The 22,971-nt window shown below is 61.8% G+C and carries 17 protein-coding genes and 1 tRNA gene; 13 read left to right on the top strand and 5 right to left on the bottom strand.

Annotated features, from left to right (window positions below; all coding sequences use genetic code 11):
- The first annotated feature begins 1 nt into the window (after position 1).
- Together VWP12_RS06530 and VWP12_RS06525 are read left to right on the top strand one after the other, a co-directional pair.
- Positions 2-679: a response regulator transcription factor gene (locus tag VWP12_RS06530; protein WP_410473462.1), complete on the top strand. Its 678-nt coding sequence runs from the start codon at positions 2-4 to the stop codon at positions 677-679.
- Positions 676-2,007 (top strand): sensor histidine kinase, encoded by a 1,332-nt coding sequence (locus VWP12_RS06525; protein ID WP_410473461.1) that lies wholly within the window; start codon positions 676-678, stop codon positions 2,005-2,007. Before VWP12_RS06530 ends, VWP12_RS06525 begins: the two co-directional genes overlap by 4 nt.
- An 89-nt stretch (positions 2,008-2,096) precedes the next feature.
- Here VWP12_RS06525 and VWP12_RS06520 read toward each other — a convergent pair whose 3' ends face one another.
- Positions 2,097-3,737 (bottom strand): hypothetical protein, encoded by a 1,641-nt coding sequence (locus VWP12_RS06520; protein WP_410473460.1) that lies wholly within the window; start codon positions 3,735-3,737, stop codon positions 2,097-2,099.
- Positions 3,738-4,091: 354 nt separating this feature from the next.
- Between VWP12_RS06520 and VWP12_RS06515 the strand changes: the two genes are divergently transcribed.
- On the top strand, positions 4,092-5,021 hold the full coding sequence (locus VWP12_RS06515) for a homocysteine S-methyltransferase family protein (protein ID WP_410473459.1): 930 nt from the start codon (positions 4,092-4,094) through the stop codon (positions 5,019-5,021).
- A gap of 91 nt (positions 5,022-5,112) precedes the next feature.
- On the opposite strand, the gene hmpA is transcribed toward VWP12_RS06515, so the two are convergent.
- On the bottom strand, positions 5,113-6,285 hold the full coding sequence (gene hmpA / locus VWP12_RS06510; RefSeq protein ID WP_410473458.1) for an NO-inducible flavohemoprotein: 1,173 nt from the start codon (positions 6,283-6,285) through the stop codon (positions 5,113-5,115).
- Between the two features lie 206 nt (positions 6,286-6,491).
- On the opposite strand from hmpA, the gene norR reads away from it, so the two are divergent.
- The 3 genes from norR to VWP12_RS06495 all read left to right on the top strand — a co-directional run bounded on the left by norR (position 6,492) and on the right by VWP12_RS06495 (position 10,671).
- Positions 6,492-8,063 carry a nitric oxide reductase transcriptional regulator NorR gene (norR, locus tag VWP12_RS06505; protein ID WP_410473457.1) on the top strand — a complete coding sequence of 524 codons (1,572 nt, stop codon included), beginning with the start codon at positions 6,492-6,494 and terminating at the stop codon, positions 8,061-8,063.
- Between the two features lie 290 nt (positions 8,064-8,353).
- Positions 8,354-8,677 (top strand): rhodanese-like domain-containing protein, encoded by a 324-nt coding sequence (locus tag VWP12_RS06500; protein ID WP_410473456.1) that lies wholly within the window; start codon positions 8,354-8,356, stop codon positions 8,675-8,677.
- A gap of 200 nt (positions 8,678-8,877) precedes the next feature.
- Positions 8,878-10,671, top strand: coding sequence for a protein adenylyltransferase SelO (locus tag VWP12_RS06495; protein WP_410473455.1), 1,794 nt, complete (start codon positions 8,878-8,880; stop codon positions 10,669-10,671).
- Positions 10,672-10,748: 77 nt separating this feature from the next.
- Here VWP12_RS06495 and VWP12_RS06490 read toward each other — a convergent pair whose 3' ends face one another.
- Entirely contained in the window at positions 10,749-13,322 is a 2,574-nt protein-coding gene (locus tag VWP12_RS06490) for a DEAD/DEAH box helicase (protein ID WP_410473454.1), read from the bottom strand.
- Between the two features lie 3 nt (positions 13,323-13,325).
- Positions 13,326-15,446 (bottom strand): site-specific DNA-methyltransferase, encoded by a 2,121-nt coding sequence (locus tag VWP12_RS06485; protein ID WP_410473453.1) that lies wholly within the window; start codon positions 15,444-15,446, stop codon positions 13,326-13,328.
- A gap of 467 nt (positions 15,447-15,913) precedes the next feature.
- Between VWP12_RS06485 and VWP12_RS06480 the strand changes: the two genes are divergently transcribed.
- The 4 genes from VWP12_RS06480 to rnk all read left to right on the top strand — a co-directional run bounded on the left by VWP12_RS06480 (position 15,914) and on the right by rnk (position 19,447).
- Positions 15,914-15,990 (top strand) — tRNA-Val (locus tag VWP12_RS06480).
- A 340-nt stretch (positions 15,991-16,330) separates the two neighbouring features.
- Positions 16,331-18,238 (top strand): threonine--tRNA ligase, encoded by a 1,908-nt coding sequence (gene thrS / locus VWP12_RS06475; RefSeq protein WP_410473452.1) that lies wholly within the window; start codon positions 16,331-16,333, stop codon positions 18,236-18,238.
- 135 nt (positions 18,239-18,373) lie between these two features.
- A complete protein-coding gene (gene infC / locus VWP12_RS06470; RefSeq protein ID WP_410474951.1) occupies positions 18,374-18,919 on the top strand; it encodes a translation initiation factor IF-3 in 546 nt (181 codons plus the stop codon).
- Between the two features lie 117 nt (positions 18,920-19,036).
- Complete coding sequence (gene rnk, locus VWP12_RS06465) at positions 19,037-19,447, top strand: nucleoside diphosphate kinase regulator (protein ID WP_410473451.1); 411 nt, start codon at positions 19,037-19,039, stop codon at positions 19,445-19,447.
- A gap of 144 nt (positions 19,448-19,591) precedes the next feature.
- Here the strand turns inward: rnk and VWP12_RS06460 are convergent, their stop codons facing one another.
- Complete coding sequence (locus VWP12_RS06460; RefSeq protein ID WP_410473450.1) at positions 19,592-20,749, bottom strand: histone deacetylase; 1,158 nt, start codon at positions 20,747-20,749, stop codon at positions 19,592-19,594.
- Positions 20,750-21,127: 378 nt separating this feature from the next.
- On the opposite strand from VWP12_RS06460, the gene rpmI reads away from it, so the two are divergent.
- The 3 genes from rpmI to pheS all read left to right on the top strand — a co-directional run bounded on the left by rpmI (position 21,128) and on the right by pheS (position 22,915).
- The gene (gene rpmI / locus VWP12_RS06455; RefSeq protein ID WP_125198480.1) at positions 21,128-21,328 is read left to right on the top strand and encodes a 50S ribosomal protein L35; all 201 of its coding nucleotides are present in this window, start codon (positions 21,128-21,130) and stop codon (positions 21,326-21,328) included.
- Between the two features lie 11 nt (positions 21,329-21,339).
- Complete coding sequence (gene rplT, locus VWP12_RS06450) at positions 21,340-21,699, top strand: 50S ribosomal protein L20 (protein ID WP_125198479.1); 360 nt, start codon at positions 21,340-21,342, stop codon at positions 21,697-21,699.
- Positions 21,700-21,892: 193 nt separating this feature from the next.
- Entirely contained in the window at positions 21,893-22,915 is a 1,023-nt protein-coding gene (pheS, locus tag VWP12_RS06445) for a phenylalanine--tRNA ligase subunit alpha (RefSeq protein WP_410473449.1), read from the top strand.
- Positions 22,916-22,971 lie beyond the last annotated feature (56 nt).

Below are 22,971 nucleotides of genomic sequence, written 5' to 3'. Positions count from 1 at the left end.
GATGCGATTGCTGCTCGCCGAAGACGACGAATCGCTGGGCGCCGACCTGCAGGCCCGCCTGCGCGAGCAGGGTTATGCCGTCGACTGGGCACGCGATGGTGTCGAGGCCGCGTGGCTGGGCAGTGAAAACGTGCACGACCTGGTGGTGCTCGACATCGGCCTGCCCGGCAAGGATGGCCTGGCCGTGCTGCTTGAATGGCGCGAACGGGGACTGGACCTGCCGGTCTTGCTGCTCACCGCTCGGGATGCCTGGTTCGAGAAGGTCGAGGGCTTCGAGGCCGGGGCCGACGACTACCTCGCCAAGCCGTTTCACTTCGAGGAACTTTCCGCCCGACTGCGCGCCCTCTCGCGGCGGGCGAGCGAACACCCCGCCGACCTGATGAACTCGAGCGGTGGCCTTGCCCTCGACGAGTCCCGCCAGCAGGCCGTGGTCGACGGCAAGCCCGTGGAACTGACCGGCACGGAATTCCGCCTGCTGCGCTACTTCGTCCACCACGCGGGCCACGTGCTGTCGAAGGGACGGCTGGCCGAGCATCTCTACGAATTCGATGACGACCGGGACCCCAACGTCATCGAGGCCTACGTCACGCGCCTGCGTCGCAAGCTCGGCCGCGAATGGATCGAGACACGCCGCGGCCAGGGATACGTTTTCCATCGCGCGCCGGACAGACGGTCGTGAAACGGTTAAAGCCCCGCCATATCCAGACCCGCCTGACGCTCTGGCTACTGGCCAGCGTGCTGGTACTGGTCGCCCTGTTCTGGCTGGTCACCGCCCGCGCCCCGGTGGTGCTCACCGAGAGCTACGTCGTCGACCGGCTCGCCCATGACGCCGAGGTACTCGTACTCGGTGTCGACCCCACCACCGAGCCGCCCCGACTCGACTCGGCCTATGCCAACCCTATCTACGAGCGCCCCTACTCCGGGCACTATTACCAACTCGATGTCGGCGGCGACCCCTTGCGCTCGCGGTCACTGTGGGATTTCGACTTCCAGCCTGCCCAACTCGAGTCGCTCCCCGGCACCTACCACGCCACCGGCCCGGCGGAACAGCCGTTGCTCGTTTATGCCGATCGGATTCAGAAGGACGGCACCTGGATCGAGGTGCACGTGGCCGAGGACCTCTCGGCGCTGGGGGAGCGGATCGAGACCTTCCGCTGGCGTTTTTCCATCGTCACGCTGATCCTGCTCGGGATCATGCTCGTCGCGCAGCGGCTGATCGTCCGGGCAAGCCTGCGCCCGCTCGATCGAGTCCGGCGGGATTGCCGTCGCCTCGAGGCCGGCGAGATCGACCGGCTGGACGAGACCGTCCCGCCGGAGCTTCAGCCCATGGTCGAGGAGATCAACCACCTCCAGGACGCCATGCAACGACGCCTGTCGCGCTCACGCAAGGCGCTCGGCAACCTTGCCCACGCGCTGAAGACCCCGATCACGCTGATCGATCAGGTACTGCAACGCTCCCGTGAACGACTCCCCCCCGAGGATGTGGAAACACTGGCCGAAGGGCTCGCCCGCATGCGCCGGATCACCGACCGCGAGCTGCGTCAGGCCCGCATGGCCGGGGAACAACGTGGTGCCCACCGCTTCGACGTTGGCCGCGAAATCCCGCGGCTGCTCAATATGTTTCGCCACATCCACGGCGACATGACCTTCACCTCCCAGCTGGAGGTCCGCGATAGAACCCAACTCCCCGCCGATCACGAAGACATGTACGAGCTCTTCGGCAACCTGCTCGACAATGCCGCCAAGTGGGCCAACAGCGAAGTGCGCGTGACGGTCAACCAAACCCCCGATGGCTGGCTGATCCGGGTGGAAGACGACGGCCCCGGCGTGGCGGTCGATTCACTCCACGAACTGTCCCGCCGCGGCACACGCCTCGACGAATCCCGTGATGGCCATGGACTGGGGCTGGCGATCGTCCGCGAGATCGTCGAGCTTTACGGCGGCTCGCTCGCCTTTTCCCGTTCCGAGACGCTGGGCGGGCTTGAAGTGAAAATCCTGCTGCCCTGAAGGGTGGCTTTGACTCGGCCTCACCCCAGCGACCGACTCCGAGGGGTTGCGCAACCGCACCGATTTCGACTGAACAACGAATCGGCCCATTACCTCTCGCTCGAGCGGTCCACTTGCGACCAGTCCAGGCGAATATCCCAGTTGTACTGATGCTCCTCGGGCAGCGGTTGCTCGCTGGCGTCCACTTTCTCGATGACGTTTTCCGGCGGTACGACCGTTGCATCGCGTCCGTGGATGAAGCTCTGCTCCTCGACGATCACGCGATAGGCCTTGTTGAGCCGCAGGGCGCGCTCGGGTGACGGCGTGATCAGGGTATAGACGTCGGCCGCCTCGACCTTGTCGCGGTCCACCTCGCCGTCGTCGGTAAACCAGCGGGCCTGCATTTCCGGGTTGTTGCGGAACTCGCTGCCGCCACCGACCCGCTTGAAGTAGGTCAGGATCTCGCCGTCGACCTCGCCGACGTTCGGCGCATCCTTCATTCCCTTGAGATCAAGGTAACCCCAGCCATCGGCCCCGGTGACCTTGCGCGGGAAGGCAAACGTCTGGTCGATGGTCGCGCCGATGGTGCTGTGGCAGCCCATGCAGAAAAGCTGCTCTTCTTTCGTTTGCGGGCGCAGTTCGCCCTGCTTGTCCTCGATGAACCCGAGCACGAGCCAGCCGAAGTCGTTCTTCAGGCCGTGGCCGGTGTCGGCGAAGCCCGGTAGCACATCGGCATCTTGCTCGTCGCCGTGCTCCTCCTCGTGATCGCCGTCGTCATGGCCCTCTTCCGATCCCTCGTAGATCTCGCGCAGCTCGTCGCGATCATGGAAGGCAAGCTTCTTCATGTACCGCACTTCCTTCATGCGCGGCGTGGGCGTGATCTGGCCATCCTCGGTCACTCCGACATAGCGCACCGTGTGCAGGAACTGGGTGCCTGTGGGGTACAGCATGGATGCCACCGCCACTTCGCTGGCATCGCCGACGTAATGGTCGGGGCGCTGGATCCGCGTCACCAGAGTGCGCTCGCCATCCCCGTCGAGATCCGCACACACCGCGTTCTCGTCGACCGGCAGGGTCGTGATCTCGGGGAGATCCTTGATCGCGGCCTCCAGGATGGCGAGATTCGCGCGGTAGGCATCGACCGAATAATCGCCCTCGCCCGAACACTCGTTGGCCTGACGAAAGTGCTCCGGCAGGCGCAGCAAGACGTCGTCGGTCGAGCCGTTCGTGGGCCAGAAGGTGCTCGGCAGGGGCTTGTAGTTGAACGCCACCCAGCCACTGCCGTCGCGCGCGAACCCGTGTTCATCAAACGCCCCGCCGGCCAGGTGCAGGTCATCGAGGTCGGGGACGAACCCGTCCCAGCCCATCGACTCCAGACGCCCGGCCAGTGCCGAGTAGTTATCCTCGGCGATGTACTCGAGGATCTCCTCGTCGCTGATCGCCGCCACTTCATCGGAGCGATCGCGGAACAGGTTCGACCAGCGGTTGGTCATGGCGAAATCGGAGAAGTCGTACTCGGCCTGGAGCTTGGCATCCCGCATGTAGTTCGGGCGCTTCTCGTCCTCGTAGCTCTGGTGGCAAGTGAAGCAGGGATTGAAACGCTCTTCGGTGCGCGTGTAGCACTGGGGCGGGATGACCGCCTCGTGGTTCTCGACGCCGTCGAGCGACATACCGCTGGGTTCGTCACCGGCGAAGGCTGCCACGGATGAGGTCGCGAGAACGATCGCGAGAAACGGGCGGGAGAATGTCATCGGCAAGGCCTCCACGAGAAGAAAACATCACGCCGGCCGGTTGGCCCACGCCATTGGTTGATGCTGGCCCCAGCCTGGAAAAAATAGATAGCTGGGCTTATGTTAGCCGGCCTTGCCGATGAAATCGCGCTGAAGTCATGGACTTCGAGCGGACGGATACTCGCGCAGCACGACCGACTCTGGCGACAGATCACCGCCAGACTCGCAGGTGAGCTAATCGATAGCCCGAGCAACCCGCCACGTCTGCCACACGCAACGGACCAACCGTTTGCCTGAACGGCGGCGACCCCAGCCGCAACCACGTTGTCTGCCACAATGACAGGGAGACACGGATCCACCCGGGATGGCATGGCAATGACGTACCAAGCGCTGCAAAAAGGTGAGGTCAGGCTACTGGACGGTGCAACCGGCACCGAGCTTGAGAAACGTGGCGTGCCCATGAGCGTGGGCGCGTGGAGTGGCCCGGCCTCTCTCGAACACGGCGAGATCCTGGAACAGATCCACCGGGACTACATCGCTGTTGGTGCCGACATCATCACGGCGAATACCTACGCCACCTCGCGCGCGCTGCTTGAAATCGACGGCCTTGGCGAAAAGTTCGAGGAGATCAACCGGGCATCGGTCCGCGCCGCACTGCGGGCAAGGGAGCGCTGCCACCGGCCGGATGTGATGGTCGCCGGGTCGTTGTCACATCGGGGACCGATCGCCGAGGCATCGGCACGGCCGGACACGAATGCGGCCATCGGCCTCGCCGACATGGCTCGCGCGCTCCGCGAGCAGGCCCTGCTCCTTCGCGACGAAGGTTGCGATCTGCTCCTCCTCGAGATGATGTACGACCCGGCCCGAATGCCGCTCGTCTTCGAAGCGGCCGCCCAGACCGGCCTGCCCGTCTGGGCCGGATTCTCCGCCCGGCGCGGCGAGAACGGGCAGCTCCTCGGGTTCGGGCCCGGTGAGGATGTCCCATTCGCGAAAATCATCTCGATCCTGCACGACTGGGAAGTCGACGCGGCGGGCATCATGCACACGCCAGCGAATCTGGTCTCCGATGCCCTGGAAATCCTGCGCGCGACGTTCGACGGCCCGCTCATGGCCTACCCGGACTCGGGGTATTTCAAATCCCCTCATTGGCAGTTCGAGGACGTGATCGAGCCCCCCGAACTGCGCCGGTATGCCGAAACATGGATCGAAGAAGGCGCGCAGGTCCTGGGTGGCTGTTGCGGCCTGTCACCCGAGCACATAGCGGCGCTCGCGCCATTGAAGAGAGCGCCCCTCGCGGGCGGGTGATGGATTCCGACACCCAGCCCTCACCGGCGCAACAAAAAAACCCGGAACGACGATGGTTCCGGGTTTGAGACAGTGCGTCGTGTGACGCGTGTCAGGCCGCCTGGAGTGGCTGTGACGGGCCGAAGTACTCATAGTGGCGTCGATCTTCGGGCACACCCAAATCGGCCAGGGCGTTCTCGACTGCACTCATGAATGGCGCCGGCCCCACGAAGTAGCAACGGGTCTCGCTGCCGGGTAGATAGCGGGCGAGCAAATCCCGATCGATGCGGCCGGCGTGATCACCGCCGCCACCCTGGTCGTAGATCGTGACCGTCTGCAACTGCTCAGGATGCCCTTCCCGCAAAGAGGCGATTTCCTCGGCAAAGGCATGATGGTCCGCATCGATGGCGGCATGGATGTAGACCACCTTGCGTCCATCGGCCAGGGCCTGCCGTGCCAGCGGCAGCATCGGTGTCTGCCCCACACCACCGCTGACCAGCAGCAAGGGCTCACTGCCCTTCTGCAGCGTGAGGTCGCCCGCCGGCGGTAGCAGCTCGAGCGTGTCTCCGACGGTCATTGCATCATGCAGGTGACGACTGGCGGTGCCGTTGGGATCACGCTTGACGGAGATGCGGTAATAGCGACCGTTGGGCTCCTCCGACAGGCTGTAGTGCCGGTAGACCGGCTCGCCATCAATCGTCAGCCGAACGCCGATGAACTGCCCCGGCTGGAAGTCGGCCACGGTTCCGCCATCCTCGGGCTCAAGCACGAACGAGCGAATGACCGCACTCTCCTGATTGGTTGCGGCAATGCGAAACCGGCGTGTCCCGCGCCAGCCACCAGGCTTGCCGGCAAAGGCCGCGTAGTGCGCATCTTCCTGCTCGATCAGGAAATCGGCGAGTTCCCAGTAAAGCGCACCCCAGGCATCCGCAATCTCGGGGGTGATCGCTTCTCCCAGCACGTCGCCAATCGCCGCCATCAGGCACTCACCGACAATCGGGTACTGGTCGGCACGGATGCCAAGAGAGACATGCTTGCTGACCACCACGGCCATCTTGTCGCCCACCAATTCCGGGTGCTTGCGCATCTGCACGTAGGCGACCACGGCAGCGGCCAGGGCGCGGGGTTGTTGGCCGCTCTTCTGATTGGCTTCGTTGAACAGCGGCTTGACGTCCGGGTAACGCTGGAACATCAACGGGTAAAACCGTTTCGTGATCTCGTCGATGTGCTCGGCCACTACCGGGGCAGTGGCCTCGATCAGGCTTTCCTGGTCTTTCGTCAGCATGGTCTAGCTCCTGGTCGGATTGAATCGTCTACCCCTTCACTGAGCAAGCAGCGTGCCTACCCCACTGATCGACGCTTAATCCTCGAAAATGGCGCCACCACGCCATCTCTCCCGTTCGTCGCCGTCATGCAGCCAATCGAATCAATGTTTTTTCGACATCGAACAACAATGTTCCAATGACACGGTCGATGTTAAGATAACAATCCATGATGACCGAATTCCTGCATTCCCTGCGTGAACTCCTTGCCCGATTGGCCGATGGCGACGATGACCAGGCGCTGAGCCAACACTGGCAATCGATACTGCAGGCGCTGGTCGGGGACTATCCCGCCGACGCCAGCACCCTGATGGTGATGGACGATGGCATCCTGCGCCCCGTCGCCGTTCTCGGCCTCAACGACGAGGTTCGCGGGCGGGAATTCACACTCGGCGAACACCCCCGGCTTGCCGCCATCGCCGCCCACCCGGGCGTCTGCCGCTTCCCCCCGGATACGGACCTTCCCGACCCGTTCGACGGCCTGCTGGACGAGCAACTCAGTCACGTGCACGACTGCGTCGGCGTGGCATTGAAGGACGATCGTCGCCTGACGGGCATCCTGACGCTCGACGCGCTCGGCCCCGGCGATCTAGACAACCTCAACGAAGGCGAGCTTCAGGCGGCCGCCGAACTCCTCGCCACCTGTCTGCGCGTGGCGAAACGGCTCAGCGCCACGCGCTCGATGCTCAGCGAAGCGCTGGATGACGGCCACCACCAGCCCTCCCTGCATGAATGGGGCAGCCCGGTCATGCGCGAGCTGATGGGCTCGGTGAAGCTGGTGGCCCCCACGGACATGAACGTCCTGCTGACCGGCGAGACCGGGGTGGGCAAAGAGCACGTCGTTCGCGCCCTGCATGATCGATCCCAACGCCGAAACGGCCCCCTGGTGCACGTCAACTGCGCCGCCCTGCCCGAGAGCCTGATCGAGAGCGCCCTGTTCGGCCACCGCCGTGGCGCCTTTTCCGGCGCCATGAACGACCACCGCGGACACTTCGCCATGGCGGACGGCGGCACCCTGATGCTCGACGAGGTCGGCGAATTGCCGCTGTCGCTGCAACCCAAGCTGTTGCGGGTGCTTCAGGAAGGCGAGATTCAACCGCTGGGGAGCGAGCGGGTGCAGCCCGTAGATGTGCGCGTCGTCGCCGTGACCAACCGTGATCTGATCACCGAGGTAAAGGCCGGACGCTTTCGCGAGGATCTCTATCATCGGCTGGGTGTTTTCCCGCTACGGGTTCCACCCCTGCGTGAACGGCTCGAGGACATCCCGCTGCTGGCCGGACACTTTCTCGAGGAAAACCGCATTCGCCTGGGCGTAGCCAACCTGCGACTGGAGCCAGAGGCCGAGCGGGCCCTGCTGCAATGGGACTGGCCAGGCAACGTCCGGGAACTCGAGCACGTGCTTGCCCGGGGCGCACTGCGCGCACTGGGCGAGGCCGACGCCTTCTCTGCCGAAGAACAGCGCCGAGCCGTCATCCGCATCCACGACCGGCACCTGGACCTGTCCCGCGAGCGCTCAGCGAGCGACCCAAAGCCCGTCGGCACTCAGGCATCAACCGACCATTGTCCGGAAGCACTCAGCCTGCGCGAGGCCACCAACGCGTTCCAACGAGACACCATTCTGCGCACCCTGTCATCCCAGAATGGCAACTGGGCCGCCACGGCACGCCAGCTCGACATGGACCCCGGCAACCTGCACCGCATGGCCGCAAGGCTCGGAGTCAAGCCCAGACAGGGCAGTTGAGATCGGTCTCAAAGCCCCCGCATTCGGGACCATCATCCCGTGGGGATGGAGCGCTCTTTGGACTGACACTTGAGCAACTGATGCAGCTGTCGTGATCGCCAAGACATCCTTGTCGAACTCCAGCAGAAAAGGCATTTCATCTCTTCCACCGCCAAGCGACAGAGACCCCTCCGCGTTGGGTTCATCAATCGGTCACTGAAGCGATTCACTGTTAACGTACCGAAAACAGCTCAGCGCCCACTCACCGGCGCCATACCTCCGAGATCCAATTGCAACGACAGGCTCAATCCATGCGAAACGTAACGGCAAGAGAACTCGCGGCGTGGCTCGATGACGAGACAAGCGCTGACCCCCTGCTACTCGATGTGCGAGAGCCGTGGGAGCACCAGACCTGTCATATCGACGGCTCACGGATGATGCCGATGAACACGGTTCCGGCCAACGTCGCGCATTTGGAGCGAGATAGGCCGATCGTGTGCATTTGCCATCATGGCATGCGCAGCATGCAGGTTGCCCGGTTCCTGGAACAGCAGGGATTCACCGACGTGATCAACCTCACCGGCGGAGTCGATGCCTGGGCAGCGCAAGTCGATCGCAGCATGCCCACCTATTGACGGTTGCCTGCCAGTCGACACGGGGAGGCAGGAAACCGGAACCTCTCCCCGCGTAGGCCATCTCCTGGCTCGACTTGTCACTCGGAAAGGCAACACACGACGAGTACCGACGTCACCCCGCCTGTCCGGCCAAAAACAGCGATAACCCTACTCGCCCCACGTAACCCGCCGTTCGTCACCAAGTACACCCGGGAATACGCATGACCCCAAAACAGACCCAACAAGAGAACCAGGAAAACTTACCCGAAAAGCACTCTGCCATCTCAAGTCTTGAGGAACTCGCCAACGTCGTCGACTACTCCCTGATGAGAACGCTGAAACGCGATCCGGATGCGAGGACCAATGGCATCGACCACGCACCCAGACAGGTCTTCTCCGGGCATTACGTCCCCGTCAAACCGACCCCGATCGAAAACCCGGAATACGTCGCCCACGGTCGAGCGCTTTTCCGTGACCTGGGCTTCGACGACAGCCTGGCGCGATCCGACGGTTTCGTCCGCCTGTTCTCCGGCGACCTGTCCGTCGTCCCCGAGACGATGAGCCATGTCGGCTGGGCCTCTGGCTACGCCCTGTCCATCTATGGCACGGAGTTCGACCGCCAGTGCCCGTTTCAGACCGGCAATGGCTACGGCGACGGTCGAGCCCTTTCCATACTCGAGGTCGTGACAAGGGGCCAGCGATGGGAGATGCAACTGAAAGGCGCCGGTCGCACGCCCTACTGCCGGGGCGCGGATGGCCGGGCGGTCCTGCGCTCCAGCGTTCGCGAATTTCTCGCCCAGGAGCACATGCACGCCCTCGGAATACCCACATCGCGGTCACTAAGCCTGTACGTATCGAAAACCGAAACGGTCGATCGACCCTGGTACTCCGAGGGCAGCGAGGCCATGAATCCCGACACCCTGGTACGGGAACCGGTTGCCATCTCCACCCGCGTGGCGCCCTCCTTCATCCGGGTCGGCCAGCTCGAGCTGTTCAGCCGACGCGCCCGCAAGCAGGCTCACCCGACAGCCAGGGAAGAACTGAAAGCGCTCGTCTCGCACCTGATTGACCGGGAATACGCCGAGGACGTTGATCGAGAAGCGGGGGTTCGCGAGCAAATGATTTCGCTCGCGCTCGCGTTCCGAGACCGGCTCACCTCGCTGGTTGCCGACTGGATTCGGGTGGGCTACTGCCAGGGCAACTTCAACAGTGACAACTGCGCGGCCGGGGGCTTCACGCTCGACTACGGCCCGTTCGGGTTTATCGAAGCCTTCGACCTGTACTTTCAACCCTGGACGGGCGGCGGACGTCATTTTTGTTTTTCCAACCAGCCCGCCGCCGCGGAACGCAACTTCCGCACGTTCTGCACGACCCTGCGCCCACTACTCGACGACGATCCGGAGGCCATCGAGCAACTGGACGCGATTCAGGACGACTTCGCCAAGGTGATGGGCGAAAAACTGGAACGGATGTGGGCCAGCAAACTGGGCCTGGCGTCGGTCGATGCCGAGTTGTTTGCCGAACTGCAAACGCTGATGACCACCACCCCGGTGGATTACACCCTCTTCTTCCATGAGCTTTCGAACGTCCCCGACAGCATCGAGCCGCTCAAGAAGAGCTTCTATGCCGATCTCGATGCCGCGGACGTTTCAAGCAAACCGTCTGTACAGAACAGCCGCGCGACCAGCGAGCGCTGGTCCGAATGGCTGGCCAAGTGGCGATCGCTCGCCGGTGTCGACGACAACAAGTCCGCAACCGAGTTGGCCCAAGCGCGCGACGACATCTCCAAGGCCATGAAACGGGTCAACCCGAAGTACACCTTGAGAGAGTGGTTCCTCGTACCCGCGTACCAAAAAGCGGCGGCCGGCGACTATTCGGCAATCAGGGAACTCCAGGAGGTAATGACGCAGCCATACGCCGAGCAATCAGAAGCGGTGGAAGAAAAGTACTACCGGCTCAAGCCGTCATCTTTGTTCCACGTCGGTGGCGTTTCCCATTACAGCTGCTCGTCCTGAGATATCACGAATATTAAGAGTGAGCAACGAATCAAGCTCGAGGCGGCCGAGCGGGCGACCAAAAGGAAATAACAGTCCTAGAGAACGTACTCGCCCGCCACATCACCGCCGTAGAGGGCCTTGATAGAGGTAGCGCTGTCGATTGCCGACCGCACTGAAGACTCTTTCAGGTCGAGTACACGAAATCCATCACCAACCTTAGCCACCGCGTCTATTCGGCGGAATGTTTCTCCATAGGTTGCGGCATATTGTGCGAGTCCCCTCAGTTTCGGGATCGAGTCACTGAACTGCGTTCCATGCGGATCAATGATGTCGGCAACAATTGAGCCATCCGGAAGCTTTGCGAAAATGATGAAATCAGGACGCAGAATTCTGACATCACCGTCCTCTTCGTAGGTCACGCCTAGAGAATCCTGGCTGGCTCGAGAGGGGTTGCGATACCAGGCGATCGTATCCGGGCGCTTCAGCTCAGCGGACAAAACTTCCTCTTCCCATGAGTTGAAGTCTTCTGGGAACATACCGTCCGCACCACATAGCAGATGATGCTCGAAGCGCGGCAGTTGTTTCTCCGTCCCGTCAGCTTCACGAATGGTAGTCGGCTGCATCCACGATGCCGGTTTGGCAAGATCTACATCAAGAGGATGCACACTCATCTCGCGTATCTGGCGGTAGACCTCCTGACGTTCGTCGGAGAGGCTCTTGATCTGAACGCGGTATTCCGTAAGCCACTGGTTCGCAAGACTTTCGGCTTCTGCCTCCAGATAACCCTTCACTTCCGGCACCAGTCCGAGGGCGGCGACCGTGACGCGAGCCTCGATTAGCGCGGCTTCAAGATCACCTTGGTCGCCCTTCGCCATCGCAAGAGCTTCGCTGTAGGACGTTGCGAGATCTGGGCTGATGGCACGCCCAGCCCGCCGATATGCGTCGTCGATCACGGCGAAGTCTGCGGCCTCAAGAAAGTCGTTGAATGACATCTCCTGGGTCTTAAGATCCGTCTTGAGGCTCTTCCCTTCAACTGTGAGAACGGCTTTTCGCGCGTTCTCAATTTCCGTTTTGTAACGCTCCTGCGCGCCGTTGAGCACTTTGTGCATGTCGGCATGGGCCTTCTTACCGGCCCCGGGAAGCAGTCCATCAGCCGCAAGTTCGTGCGCTAGCGATGTAAGCCGCTTGACCGGCTTCGCCTGCCTCTTCGGAAGAGATTGCGAAGGGAGTGAGAGCAGCTTGTCCCATACAACCTCCGGAATTGTCGGGTTCGGCTTCATCTCGTCCGGATTGATCAACACTCGCCGGCCAGGGAGCTCTTCGCCCCCGTCCCCGCCAGACATGAGCGCCTTTGCAACATCCTTGACGGACTGGGTGTCGAAGAAAGGCAACAGGCAGTCCACAGCGTTTAGGCGTTCATTGCCAGGAATCCGCCGTGCAAGCGGAGTGCGCACCATTCGACCCAGAAGCTGCGTGATATGGGTTCTGTCTTTGGCGGGTCGGAACGACACCATCACCTCTGCCCGAGGACAGTCCCAGCCAGTGCTGATGGCATCCTTCGCGATCAACACGCGCACCCAGGTCGATTCCTGTACGCGCTCCGGGGAAATATAGGGGATCGAGTAGCTACCGAAGGTCTGAGTCTTATGGTCCCCAAATACGTGGGCCACGGCGTCATTAGCAAGTTCGGGCCAGCGTTCGTAGATCGTATCGAGAGCGCGTCCAATCTCGCCGTGGTCTGGTGAGTTCGGCACCTGCAGGACCATCAGCGGTGCCACGGTGTCCGCGTCATCCTGTTGCTTGGCGTACTCACCCCAGGCGGCCGTAATCTCTTTAAGCTTATCGGTGCCGCGCCGCACCAGCACTGTGTCGAACTGTCCTACCTCGTTCGGTACGTCCAGGATGATCGTATCCTTTAGAAGACCCGAGGTCTGCACCTTGGCAGAATCTACCACCACATTCGGGAGCGTGGCGCGGCTGTGCATGTCGGCCATCGCGGTGTTGAAGCGCTCGACCGTTGCTGAGATCCCGAGGACGATTGGGATGCCGGGTACCGAGCCGGCCCCATTGATCAGTCGTTTGACGATGGTGGGCTTCTCGCCACTACCGTTCCCACTTGAAGCCTTCATGCCGCGGTGCGCTTCGTCCAGCACGAGATAGAGGGTCAGATGCGGATCTTCGATGGTGTTCTGGATGGTGTCCCAGATGGTGAACGCGCGCATGTCGGGCATGACCGTCTGACGACCGTCCATCTCATGGCCGCGCACTAGAAGGCTTGACTTGCTCAACTTCTGCGTATTCAGGAAATACACTTTCCCCGCCTCTAACTTTTCGCGGTTAAAGGTATTCTGAACAATGACTAGATCGGACAATGTCAGCCGGTCCGACGCTTCGCGCAACCGGAATTGCGACTGAGCATTCAGCGCTGGATCGTCGCTGAACCAGATTACGACGGCACCGGGATCGGGCTCGAAATCAAAATTGTCGTCACCGTGAAAGAGGGCCTCGAATACAGCCGCAGCCATAACAGTCTTACCGGCACCAGTGGTCGCGGTGAGCGAGAATGCATGGCGGTCGCCATCTTCGTGCCAGCGCTTCGCAGCCTTGCGGAGGTTGGTGAGCACGCCTTTGACGGCATCTTCCTGATAATCTTTGAGCGTGAACTTCATGGGTTAACGCCCCATAGAAAAGCGGAAATTGGATAGGTACGACTCGTAGAGGCGAATCGGCTCAACCGAGTCGGGCAATCTGCGTCCGACGGATTGGAAGCGACGATCGTCGTCGGTAACGATGAAGGCCATGCGAAGCGCCTCGCGCGATTCGACTGCGGCGCAGAAATCCGCTGAGCGATCCAAATCGATAAGGAGGCCATAGGTGTCGCCGATTGCCCAACCCTGCTCGGGCAACTCGTCAATCCGGCTCCCCTCTGCCCCAGCGCGCATCCATAGGAGAGGTGCTATGCGCTTGAAGGCGAGGTTGTGATGAACCGAAATTGGTGTCTCGTAGGTCAGGGTGAAGAACTCCGCGTTCTCTTCGAATCCCTCGGCCATCGGGAACTCGTCGGTGAATTTATAGTCGCCGTTGATGTATTCACCTTCGGGTGTCTTTCCCGTGATCACTGCCCTGATACGTGGCTTCGTGATGTAGTCGCAGATACCCCACTGCTCCCAATCGGGATCGCCGGGACGTTTACCCTCAAGGCATAGCGCCTTTTGCTCAGCGGCAGCCACTTCATTGTTAGTGACGGAAATGCACTGTCGATGCCCACCATCCTGGTGATTTAATCGCATCACGGCGTGAGCCGTAGTGCCGGACCCACTGAAAAAGTCCAGAATTGTTGCCGATGGCTTGTTCGCAACAAAGAGTCGAAGGCAATCCTCGACTGCATAGATACTCTTGGGGAAAGGAAATTTTCGGCCGGGAAGCAGGGACCTTAGAATAGAAGTCCCATATGCCCCCGCTTCATGACTCTTAAATTTCCATGCCGTCGTCGGTCGGGAGGATTTCCCACTCGGGTCAACCACAATCCATGAACCGTCTTCCCTCTTACCTACTTTCTCTAGAACTCCCTGTGCGATCTTTTTGACATTTGGTGCGGTTAGGTACGAAAAAATAAATGGTTGGAGCTCAGATTTTTCGTTCCTCGAAACACGGACATACCCATTATCAATTGCTTTCCGCAAGCTAGGTCCCGTCAAACCCCAGTTCATCTCCATCTGATCTTCTTCTCTGATGGGGAAAACTTTTGTGCACCCATCTAGATCTGGTGCCTGGTTGCGATCTACGCCATGAGGAAGCGGTGCCCCAATCTTGGCAATCTTTCCCGTCTCGTTGTCCACATAAATCGGATAGAATTGGGAAGGCCCACCTTTCTTGGTTCCACGCGCAGACTCAACGTCCGTTCTTCTGAGGTACCGCCACCGGACTTCTACGGCATTTCCGTCGCCAACCTTATTTGGAACACCAGCGTTGCCCAACAGGACAAAGAAAATATATTCGTCTGTTCTGGAGAACTCGTTAACTCGTCCTGTTCCCTTCGGGTTAATCACCGAAGAGATCATCTGGATTTTCGCTTCGGGAAAGATCTGTTCTAGTAGCAAGCCAAGGCGAAGAACTTCCTTTTCATCAATGGTGACAATCAGAACACTTTCGTTCGGGTTGAGGAGTGGTTTTGAAATAAGTAGCCGTCGCTCCATCATGGCAAGCCATTTGGAGTGACGGTACAGGTCTTCGCCTTCAACGTAGTCGTTGTTGTACTTCCAATCGCGCGCGCCGGTGTTATACGGCGGATCGATGTAGATCGCGTCGATCCTCCCCCGATGCGTGTAGGTTAGGGCCTCCAGAACATGGAAGTTCTCGCCGTTGATCACAGTGTGATACGGCTTGTCACCACCGCGCTCGACCTTCCCGGTACTGATGAGCCCCGGGTAGATGTGGTCTCGGAATTCCGCCACCACAACCAAGTCTTCGGTTGCCCTGGCGGCAGTCTCAGGCTCCCCGGCGTCGATGAGAGTGAGGTGCGCGGTTCGCTTGCCGTCCGCCTCGTCGATCCGGAGCACCTTCCACAAACGTTGGTCGCCTTTCTCTGTGGACCCGCGCGCCGGCAGGATCCGCACTTTGTCGCCCCAGCGGATCGGCCGCTCTGGCAATTCCACGCTCTCGGGGCGATGCCGCTCGAAGTTGAGGCCGAACGCACGCCGCGACGCCAGGGCTTTGAATTCACGCTCCAGCTCGTCTCCAAGCGCTCGATCCTTCGTCTTCGTCCGTGCGATCAGATCGGTTAGTCGCGACACGAACAAACCCCTTATTTATCCATTAGATGAAGACACCAACCCCGAACCCAGCATCCGAATGAGTTTGCAACTCAATGGCCTCCGCCGCCTGGAACCAAGCGGGCCATTCGGCCCGAGAGGCAACATCGACGGAAGGACCGCCCATACGGAGCATCGCCACAGGCGCGTGCGAAGCATAGTTATCTGGCTTTGCAGCGCCCGATAGTACCCGGAAGTGGCGCAAAAGCTCAGTTTGCACCCACTCAAGGCACATTGCATCCAGACGGATGTCGTGGTCTTCAACAGGTTTTTATTAACCAGCGAACAGTATCAAACCGGACGCTATGAAGGACAGCGGCCAGCAAAGACAAAAGACAGGAGTGTATTGATGGCCGTTGGTTCAGGGGGACATGTCTGCCCATAGCCACAATCAAATTCGGAGTTGACACCCCACCAAGAGGCGGTAGAATGCGCTCCCACTGAACGACAGGCGCGTAGCTCAGTTGGTTAGAGCACCACCTTGACATGGTGGGGGTCGTTGGTTCGAATCCAATCGCGCCTACCAACATTGAAAGCCCGGCAGCATCATGCTCGCCGGGCTTTTTCGTGTTCGACTGGCGAACCAGTCGGTGGTTGTCGACGGGCCCTTGCCCCAAGCACAGATGACCAGCCTCTTCCGGTGGGCACACAGGAGCCAAGGCAGCCGCCGTCAAAACGACGTCTGGAACCAGCCGATCGCCCTCCCCGGCCGCACCCTGCTCTGGTATGATTCCGGCCCTAAAATCACCGCTACCCGGGTGCGCCACGACGGTCCATGCTGTCCGCACCCTTCGACCCACACGGATGCAAACGCGGGCTTTGGTAGGGCCCGCCACTGGCATCCCAAGTGCTTTTCAGGAGGGCACATGCCGACTATCACGCTACCCGACGGCAGTCAGCGCACGTTCGACCACCCGGTTTCACTCGCCGAGATTGCCTCCGACATCGGTCCGGGGCTGGCCAAGGCCGCCGTCGCCGGCAAGATCGACGGCAAGCTCGTTGATCTGTCGCGCACCGTCGAGAATGACGCGGACATCGCCATCGTCACGGCGAAGGACCAGGAGGGCGTCGAGATCATCCGCCACTCCACCGCCCACCTGATGGCCCAAGCGGTCAAGCAGCTCTACCCCGAGGCGCAGGTCACCATCGGCCCGGTTATCGACCAGGGCTTCTACTACGACTTCGCCTTCGATCGGCCCTTCAACGACGAGGACCTTGAGAAGATCGAGACCCGCATGCGCGAGCTGGCCAGCGAGGGCGACGAGCTCGAGCGCCGCGTGATGGAGCGCGACGATGCCGTGCGCTTCTTCAAGGACCTGGGCGAGGACTACAAGGTCGAGATCATCAAGGACATCCCGGGCGAGCAAGAGCTCTCCATCTACACCCAGGGGGACTTCACCGATCTCTGCCGCGGTCCGCACGTGCCACACACCAACAAGCTCAAGGCCTTCAAGCTGTTGAAGGTGGCCGGTGCCTACTGGCGCGGCGACTCGGACAACGAGATGCTCACCCGCGTCTACGGGACGGCGTTCGCCAGCGACAAGGAGCTAAAGCGCTACCTCAAGCAGCGCGAGGAGGCCGAGAAGCGCGATCACCGTCGTCTGGGCAAGCAGCTGGATCTCTTCCACTTCCAGGAAGAGGCGCCGGGCCTGGTGTTCTGGCACCCGCGCGGCTGGGCGATCTGGCAGGTGATCGAGTCGTACATGCGTGACGTCTACAAGCGCTCGGGCTACGCGGAGATCAAGTGCCCGCAGATCCTGGACGTGTCCCTGTGGAAGAAGTCAGGCCACTGGGACAACTACCAGGAAAACATGTTCTTCACCGAGTCGGAGAAGCGCACCTACGCGGTCAAGCCGATGAACTGCCCGGGCCACGTCCAGGTGTTCAACCACGGCCTGCACAGCTACCGCGACCTGCCGATCCGCTACGGCGAGTTCGGCTCCTGCCACCGCAACGAGCCCTCGGGCGCGCTGCACGGCATCCTGCGCGTGCGCGGCTTCACCCAGGACGACGGCCACATCTTCTGCACCGAAAAGCAGATCGAGCCGGAAGTGCGTGCCTTCCACGGCCAGGCACTGGAGGTCTACGAGACCTTCGGCTTTACCGACGTGCAGGTGAAGATCGCCACCCGCCCGGACAAGCGCATGGGCGCGGACGAGGTCTGGGACGAGGCGGAAGAAGCCCTGCGTTCGGCCCTGCGTGCCGCCAATGTGGAGTGGGAAGAACTGCCGGGTGAAGGCGCCTTCTACGGGCCGAAGATCGAATATCACTTGAGTGATGCCATCGGCCGGACCTGGCAGCTGGGCACCATCCAGGTCGATTTCATGATGCCCGAGCGACTGGGCGCGACCTACATCGACGAGCACAGCGAGCGCCAGCATCCGGTCATGCTGCACCGCGCGATCGTCGGCTCGATGGAGCGCTTCATCGGCATCCTGATCGAGCACCACGCTGGACAGATGCCGCTGTGGCTCGCCCCGACGCAGGCCGTGACCATGGGCATCACCGACAAGCACGCCGAGTACGTCGACCAGGTCGCCGAGCGCCTCAAGGCCGCCGGACTGCGGGCGCAGGCCGATCTGCGCAACGAGAAGGTCGGCTTCAAGATCCGCGAGCACACGCTTGAGCGCGTGCCCTACCTGCTGGTCGCCGGCGACCGCGAGATCGATGCCGATTCGGTTTCGGTGCGCACCCGATCGGGCGAGGATCTGGGTTCGATCAAGGTCGACGAGTTGATCGAGCGCCTCAAGGGCGAGATAAGCGAGCATCGTTAAGCCAAGAGGCAAGCCCGTTAAAACGGGCGGTGGTTGGCAACCACCGCAACTTGTGTGCTAATTTTCGCAACATCGCCCCGGGCCGACGGCTTTTCGGGGTACTATTCGGTTCAAACCTGACTGGAGGGTACGAACATCGCTCAACAACGCGGAGCGGGTCGCAGCAACAGCAACGACCCCAGGATCAATGATCAAATCAACGTTCGGGAAGTCCGATTGGTCGACGAAAACGGCGAACAGGTCGGAGTCGTCCCCACGGATGAGGCAATGAGCCGTGCTCAGGACGCCGCCTTGGACTTGGTAGAGGTCTCGCCGACCGCCAAACCGCCCGTCTGCAAGATCATGGACTTCGGTAAGTTCAAGTATCAGCAGAGCAAGAAGGCAAACGAGGCGAAGAAGAAGCAGAAGCAGATCGAGATCAAGGAAGTGAAATTCCGTCCCGGCACGGAAGATCACGACTACCAGGTCAAGCTGCGTAACGCGACTCGCTTCCTGGAGGCCGGCGACAAGGTGAAGATCACCCTGCGCTTCCGCGGCCGAGAGATGGCCCACCGGGACCTCGGCGCCGAACTGCTCTCCCGTATCGAGGGAGATCTGTCGGAGCTGGCAGCCGTCGAGCAAAAGCCGCGCATGGAGGGCCGTCAGGCCACCATGGTGATGGCTCCACGCGCGAACCGGTAGCGCACGTCCGCTCGCCTCCGGGCGACTGACCTGCGAACGACCCCGTCGCATTGCGGCGGGGTTTTTTTACATCACCCCCACCGGCCCTCGTGCCGGTGTTCATGCGGAGCGACTCTCATGGACAAGCCACGTATCGTCATCACCGAACTGGATCTCGAACGTCTGGAAAAACTGCTCGACCAGACACCGGCCGACACCTTTCCCGGCAAGGCAGACCTCGCCCGGGAACTGGATCGCGCCGATGTCGTCGATCCGCACGCGATCCCGCCAAACACGGTCACCATGAACTCCACCGTCCGGTTCCGCGTCATGTCCTCCGATGAGGAATTCCGCCTGACGCTGGTCTACCCGAAGAACGTGGCCGAGGATGGCAGCACGATCTCGATCCTCGCACCCATCGGCAGCGCCCTCATCGGGCTGTCGGAGGGCGACGAAATGGAGTGGCCTCGCCCCGGTGGCGGTACGCTTCAGGTGCGCATCGAGGAAGTGGTCTACCAACCCGAGCGCGCGGGCGAATACCACCGATGAAGGGAAGCAACGGGACCCAGCGGCCTTGCAAAGACAGCCTGGAAAGGCAAAACCTGCCGAGGCCCGACCGACACCCCGTTCATTGACCCTTGGAGCCCGCCCACTCGGCGGGTTTCTTGTTTGCCGGATGCGTGCAGACCGTCCCTACAAAGAATCTCCGACGGTGTCTGATCCCTCCGACCGCCGCCCGAGCGCAGCGATGAAATCGGCGTGGAATCGGGCCGCCTCGGCCACCGCGGCACGGCCCTCGTCCGCGGGCAGCACGTTGATCCCATCCACCATGTGGCCGGCGAGCGCCCGGATGGTGGCATGCGCGCAATCCGACAAAGCCTGCGCGTTGTAGCCCCCCTCGAGCATCATCACCAGTCGATCGTCGCAAAGCTCGTGCGCCAGCGCGCACATGTGCTGCGTCAGCGCGGCAAAGCCGGTGTCGTCCATGGTGCAGGTCTGGTCCAGGTAGTGGCAGTCAAATCCGGCGGATATCAGGATGAGCTCGGGCCGGAACGCCCGTGCCGCCGGGCGCACCACCTGATCGAACACATCGAGCAGTGTCGCGTTGCCACTCCCCCGTGGATACGGGACGTTCAGGTGATAGCCCAGCCCGGCCCCGGTGCCGGTTTCAGCCAGCGTGCCGGTGCCGGGGTAGAACGGGGCCTCGCAGTGGCTGTCGACGACCAGCACGTCGGGCTGGTCGTAGAATATCTCCTGGGTACCGTTGCCATGGTGCATGTCCCAGTCCCAGATCATCACCCGGCGATAGCCCAGTACCTCCCGTGCATGCATGGCGGCCACGGCGATGTTGTTGTACAGGCAAAAGCCCCGGGCGTGATCGGTCGAGGCGTGATGCCCCGGCGGGCGCACGATGCAGAACGCATGACGACCGTCACCGCTGGCAATGGCCTCGATGGCGCTGATGCCGGCGCCGGCAGCCAGTCTCGCCGCGACAACGCTTTCGGGGGATACCGCGGTCGTGTCCTGTGCCAGCCAGCCCGAACCACCGACAAGCGATTCGATATAGGCCAGATGCTCGACCGTATGAACTCGCTGGAGTTGGGCGTGTGTCGCTTGCACCGGGGTCCGCCAGCCTTGGCCGTCGACAGGTTCGGCATGCAGCCGCTCGACAATCGCCGTCAACCGTTCCGGACGCTCGGGGTAGGCGTAGGTTTCCAGGCTGGCCTCGGGATACTGGTGAGCGATCATCGCCTTGACGGCATCGCTCCATTCCGGGTGGTTAGTGTCCCAGCCTGACGGCTCGTGGCCGAGCATGCGCGCGTCGTAGTAAATCAGCACGGCCTTCCTCATCACAACAAGACTCCGGAAGAAGATGGCTTTGTGCCACTCCGGTAGCTCAGCACAAGGCTGGAATAGCCCCAAGGCGCAACACACCCCAGCCGGGATGGCAGTCAAGCATAGTCCCTTGCCCTGTGTTTCACGCCCATCCGTGCAACCCATTCTGCATCGGTCTGCCACATCGGCGCGTTGTCCGCCGCCTTTGACGGGCGACCGCAAACCTCGTGTTTTTCATGGAAGGATTGCGATCACGACCGCTCTCCGGTATTCTCATGCGCCGTTTCGCCGCCCCGGGAACTCTCGTGGGCAGGCAACGGTGAAATCGTCCGCGCACGTTAAACACTCCGACGTGGCCGGATATCCAAAAACAAACCTGAACTGGAGTTGATCATGCCCAAGATCAAGACTAATCGCGGGGCCGCCAAGCGGTTCAAGATTACCGCGGGCGGCGTAAAGCGTCGTCAGTCGCACCTGCGTCACATCCTCACGAAGAAATCGTCGAAGCGGAAGCGTCAGCTCGGTTCGCCGGCCTACGTTCACGAGGCCGATGTCCAGCTCGTCGAGCGCATGATGCCCTACGGCAAGAAGTGAGGAGATAGACCATGGCACGAGTTAAGCGTGGCGTTACCGCCCATGCCAAGCACAAGAAAGTCCTGAACAAGGCGAAGGGTTACTACGGTGCCCGTTCGCGCACCTACCGCTCTGCCAAGCAGGCGGTCATCAAGGCCGGTCAGTACGCCTATCGTGACCGTCGCGCGAAGAAGCGCGTGTTCCGCGGCCTGTGGATCACTCGCATCAACGCCGAGGCACGCAACAACGGCCTGTCTTACAGCCGCATGATGGATGGCCTGAACAAGGCCAACGTCGAGGTCGACCGCAAGGTCCTCGCCGACATCGCGGTGCACGACAAGCCGGGCTTTGCCGCCCTGGCCGAGAAAGCCAAGGCTGCCCTGGCAGGCTGATCCGGACCGATCACGGATTGCGGACGGTCACTGGCCGCTCGCCCGGATTCCCGAAAGGCGCCTCACGGCGCCTTTTTTCGTTGAAGGCATTGATTTTATTAGGCTTTACGCCACAATAACGCCCTTCGCCAGATGCCGGTTCCAACGGCATCCGGCAAAGGGTGGCTAAGCAACTGGAAGGAGCGTTTAAGCGGTGAGCAACTCCCTGGACACCTTGGAGACCGACGCACTGGCGCGCATCGAGGCGGCCGACAGTCTCGACGCACTCGAGGCCCTGCGGGTGGAATACACCGGCAAGAAAGGGTCGATCACGGCCCAGATGAAGACCCTCGGCCAGCTCGACCCCGAAGAGCGCAAGACGCAGGGCGCGGCCATCAACGCGGTCAAGGACCGGGTCATCGGCGCGCTCAAGGGCCGTCGGGAGACCCTGCAGGCCGAGGCGCTGGCCGCCAAGCTCAGTGCTGAGACCATTGATGTCACCCTGCCCGGCCGTCGCCGCCCGCCCGGTGCCAAGCACCCGGTCACGCAGATCACCGAGCGCGTCTCCGCCATCTTCCAGGCAATGGGCTTTCGCGTCGCCGAAGGCCCGGAGATCGAGGACGACTGGCACAACTTCACCGCCCTGAACATCCCCGAGAGCCACCCCGCCCGGGCGATGCACGACACCTTCTACTTCGACGCCAACCACCTGCTGCGCACCCACACCTCGCCGGTGCAAATCCGCGCCATGCAGGAATCCAAGCCGCCGCTGAAGGTGATCGCCCCCGGTCGCGTGTACCGCTGCGACTCGGACATGACGCACTCGCCGATGTTCCACCAGATCGAGGTCCTCTACCTCGACGAGAACGTGCGCTTCACCGACCTGCGCGCCACGCTGGAGACCTTCCTCGCCGCCCTGTTCGAGCGCGAGGACTTGGCCGTCCGCCTGCGCCCGTCGTTCTTCCCGTTCACCGAGCCGTCCGCGGAAGTCGACATCCAGTGCGTCCACTGCGGCGGCGAGGGCTGCCGCGTGTGCAAGAAGACCGGCTGGATCGAGGTGCTGGGTGCCGGCATGGTCCACCCCAACGTGCTGCGCTCGGTCAATCTGGACCCGGCCGAGGTGAGCGGTTTCGCCATCGGCATGGGCGTCGAGCGCCTGGCGATGCTCCGCTACGGGGTCGACGACCTGCGCGCGTTCTTCGAGAACGACCTGCGCTTCCTGCGCCAATTCCAGTAAACCCGATTCCCGTCGAGCCGGTATGACCGGCCGACCCACCGATTTGTGCCCGGCCC

It is taken from the genome of Guyparkeria sp. TX1, assembly GCF_046523965.1.
Lineage (GTDB): Bacteria > Pseudomonadota > Gammaproteobacteria > Halothiobacillales > Halothiobacillaceae > Guyparkeria.
Note: the sequence above shows the minus strand (reverse complement) of the source record. Positions and strands in the feature narration are given on the sequence as shown.

Bases quoted from the DNA above. Each gene is read 5' to 3' on its own strand.
- rplT (WP_125198479.1), top strand. From the start codon at position 21,340: ATGGCACGAGTTAAGCGTGGCGTTACCGCCCATGCCAAGCACAAGAAA.
- hmpA (WP_410473458.1), bottom strand. From the start codon at position 6,285: ATGCTGACGAAAGACCAGGAAAGCCTGATCGAGGCCACTGCCCCGGTA.
- VWP12_RS06530 (WP_410473462.1), top strand. From the start codon at position 2: ATGCGATTGCTGCTCGCCGAAGACGACGAATCGCTGGGCGCCGACCTG.
- rnk (WP_410473451.1), top strand. From the start codon at position 19,037: ATGGACAAGCCACGTATCGTCATCACCGAACTGGATCTCGAACGTCTG.
- VWP12_RS06500 (WP_410473456.1), top strand. From the start codon at position 8,354: ATGCGAAACGTAACGGCAAGAGAACTCGCGGCGTGGCTCGATGACGAG.
- VWP12_RS06460 (WP_410473450.1), bottom strand. From the start codon at position 20,749: ATGAGGAAGGCCGTGCTGATTTACTACGACGCGCGCATGCTCGGCCAC.
- VWP12_RS06520 (WP_410473460.1), bottom strand. From the start codon at position 3,737: ATGACATTCTCCCGCCCGTTTCTCGCGATCGTTCTCGCGACCTCATCC.
- VWP12_RS06515 (WP_410473459.1), top strand. From the start codon at position 4,092: ATGACGTACCAAGCGCTGCAAAAAGGTGAGGTCAGGCTACTGGACGGT.
- norR (WP_410473457.1), top strand. From the start codon at position 6,492: ATGATGACCGAATTCCTGCATTCCCTGCGTGAACTCCTTGCCCGATTG.
- VWP12_RS06495 (WP_410473455.1), top strand. From the start codon at position 8,878: ATGACCCCAAAACAGACCCAACAAGAGAACCAGGAAAACTTACCCGAA.
- rpmI (WP_125198480.1), top strand. From the start codon at position 21,128: ATGCCCAAGATCAAGACTAATCGCGGGGCCGCCAAGCGGTTCAAGATT.
- VWP12_RS06490 (WP_410473454.1), bottom strand. From the start codon at position 13,322: ATGAAGTTCACGCTCAAAGATTATCAGGAAGATGCCGTCAAAGGCGTG.
- thrS (WP_410473452.1), top strand. From the start codon at position 16,331: ATGCCGACTATCACGCTACCCGACGGCAGTCAGCGCACGTTCGACCAC.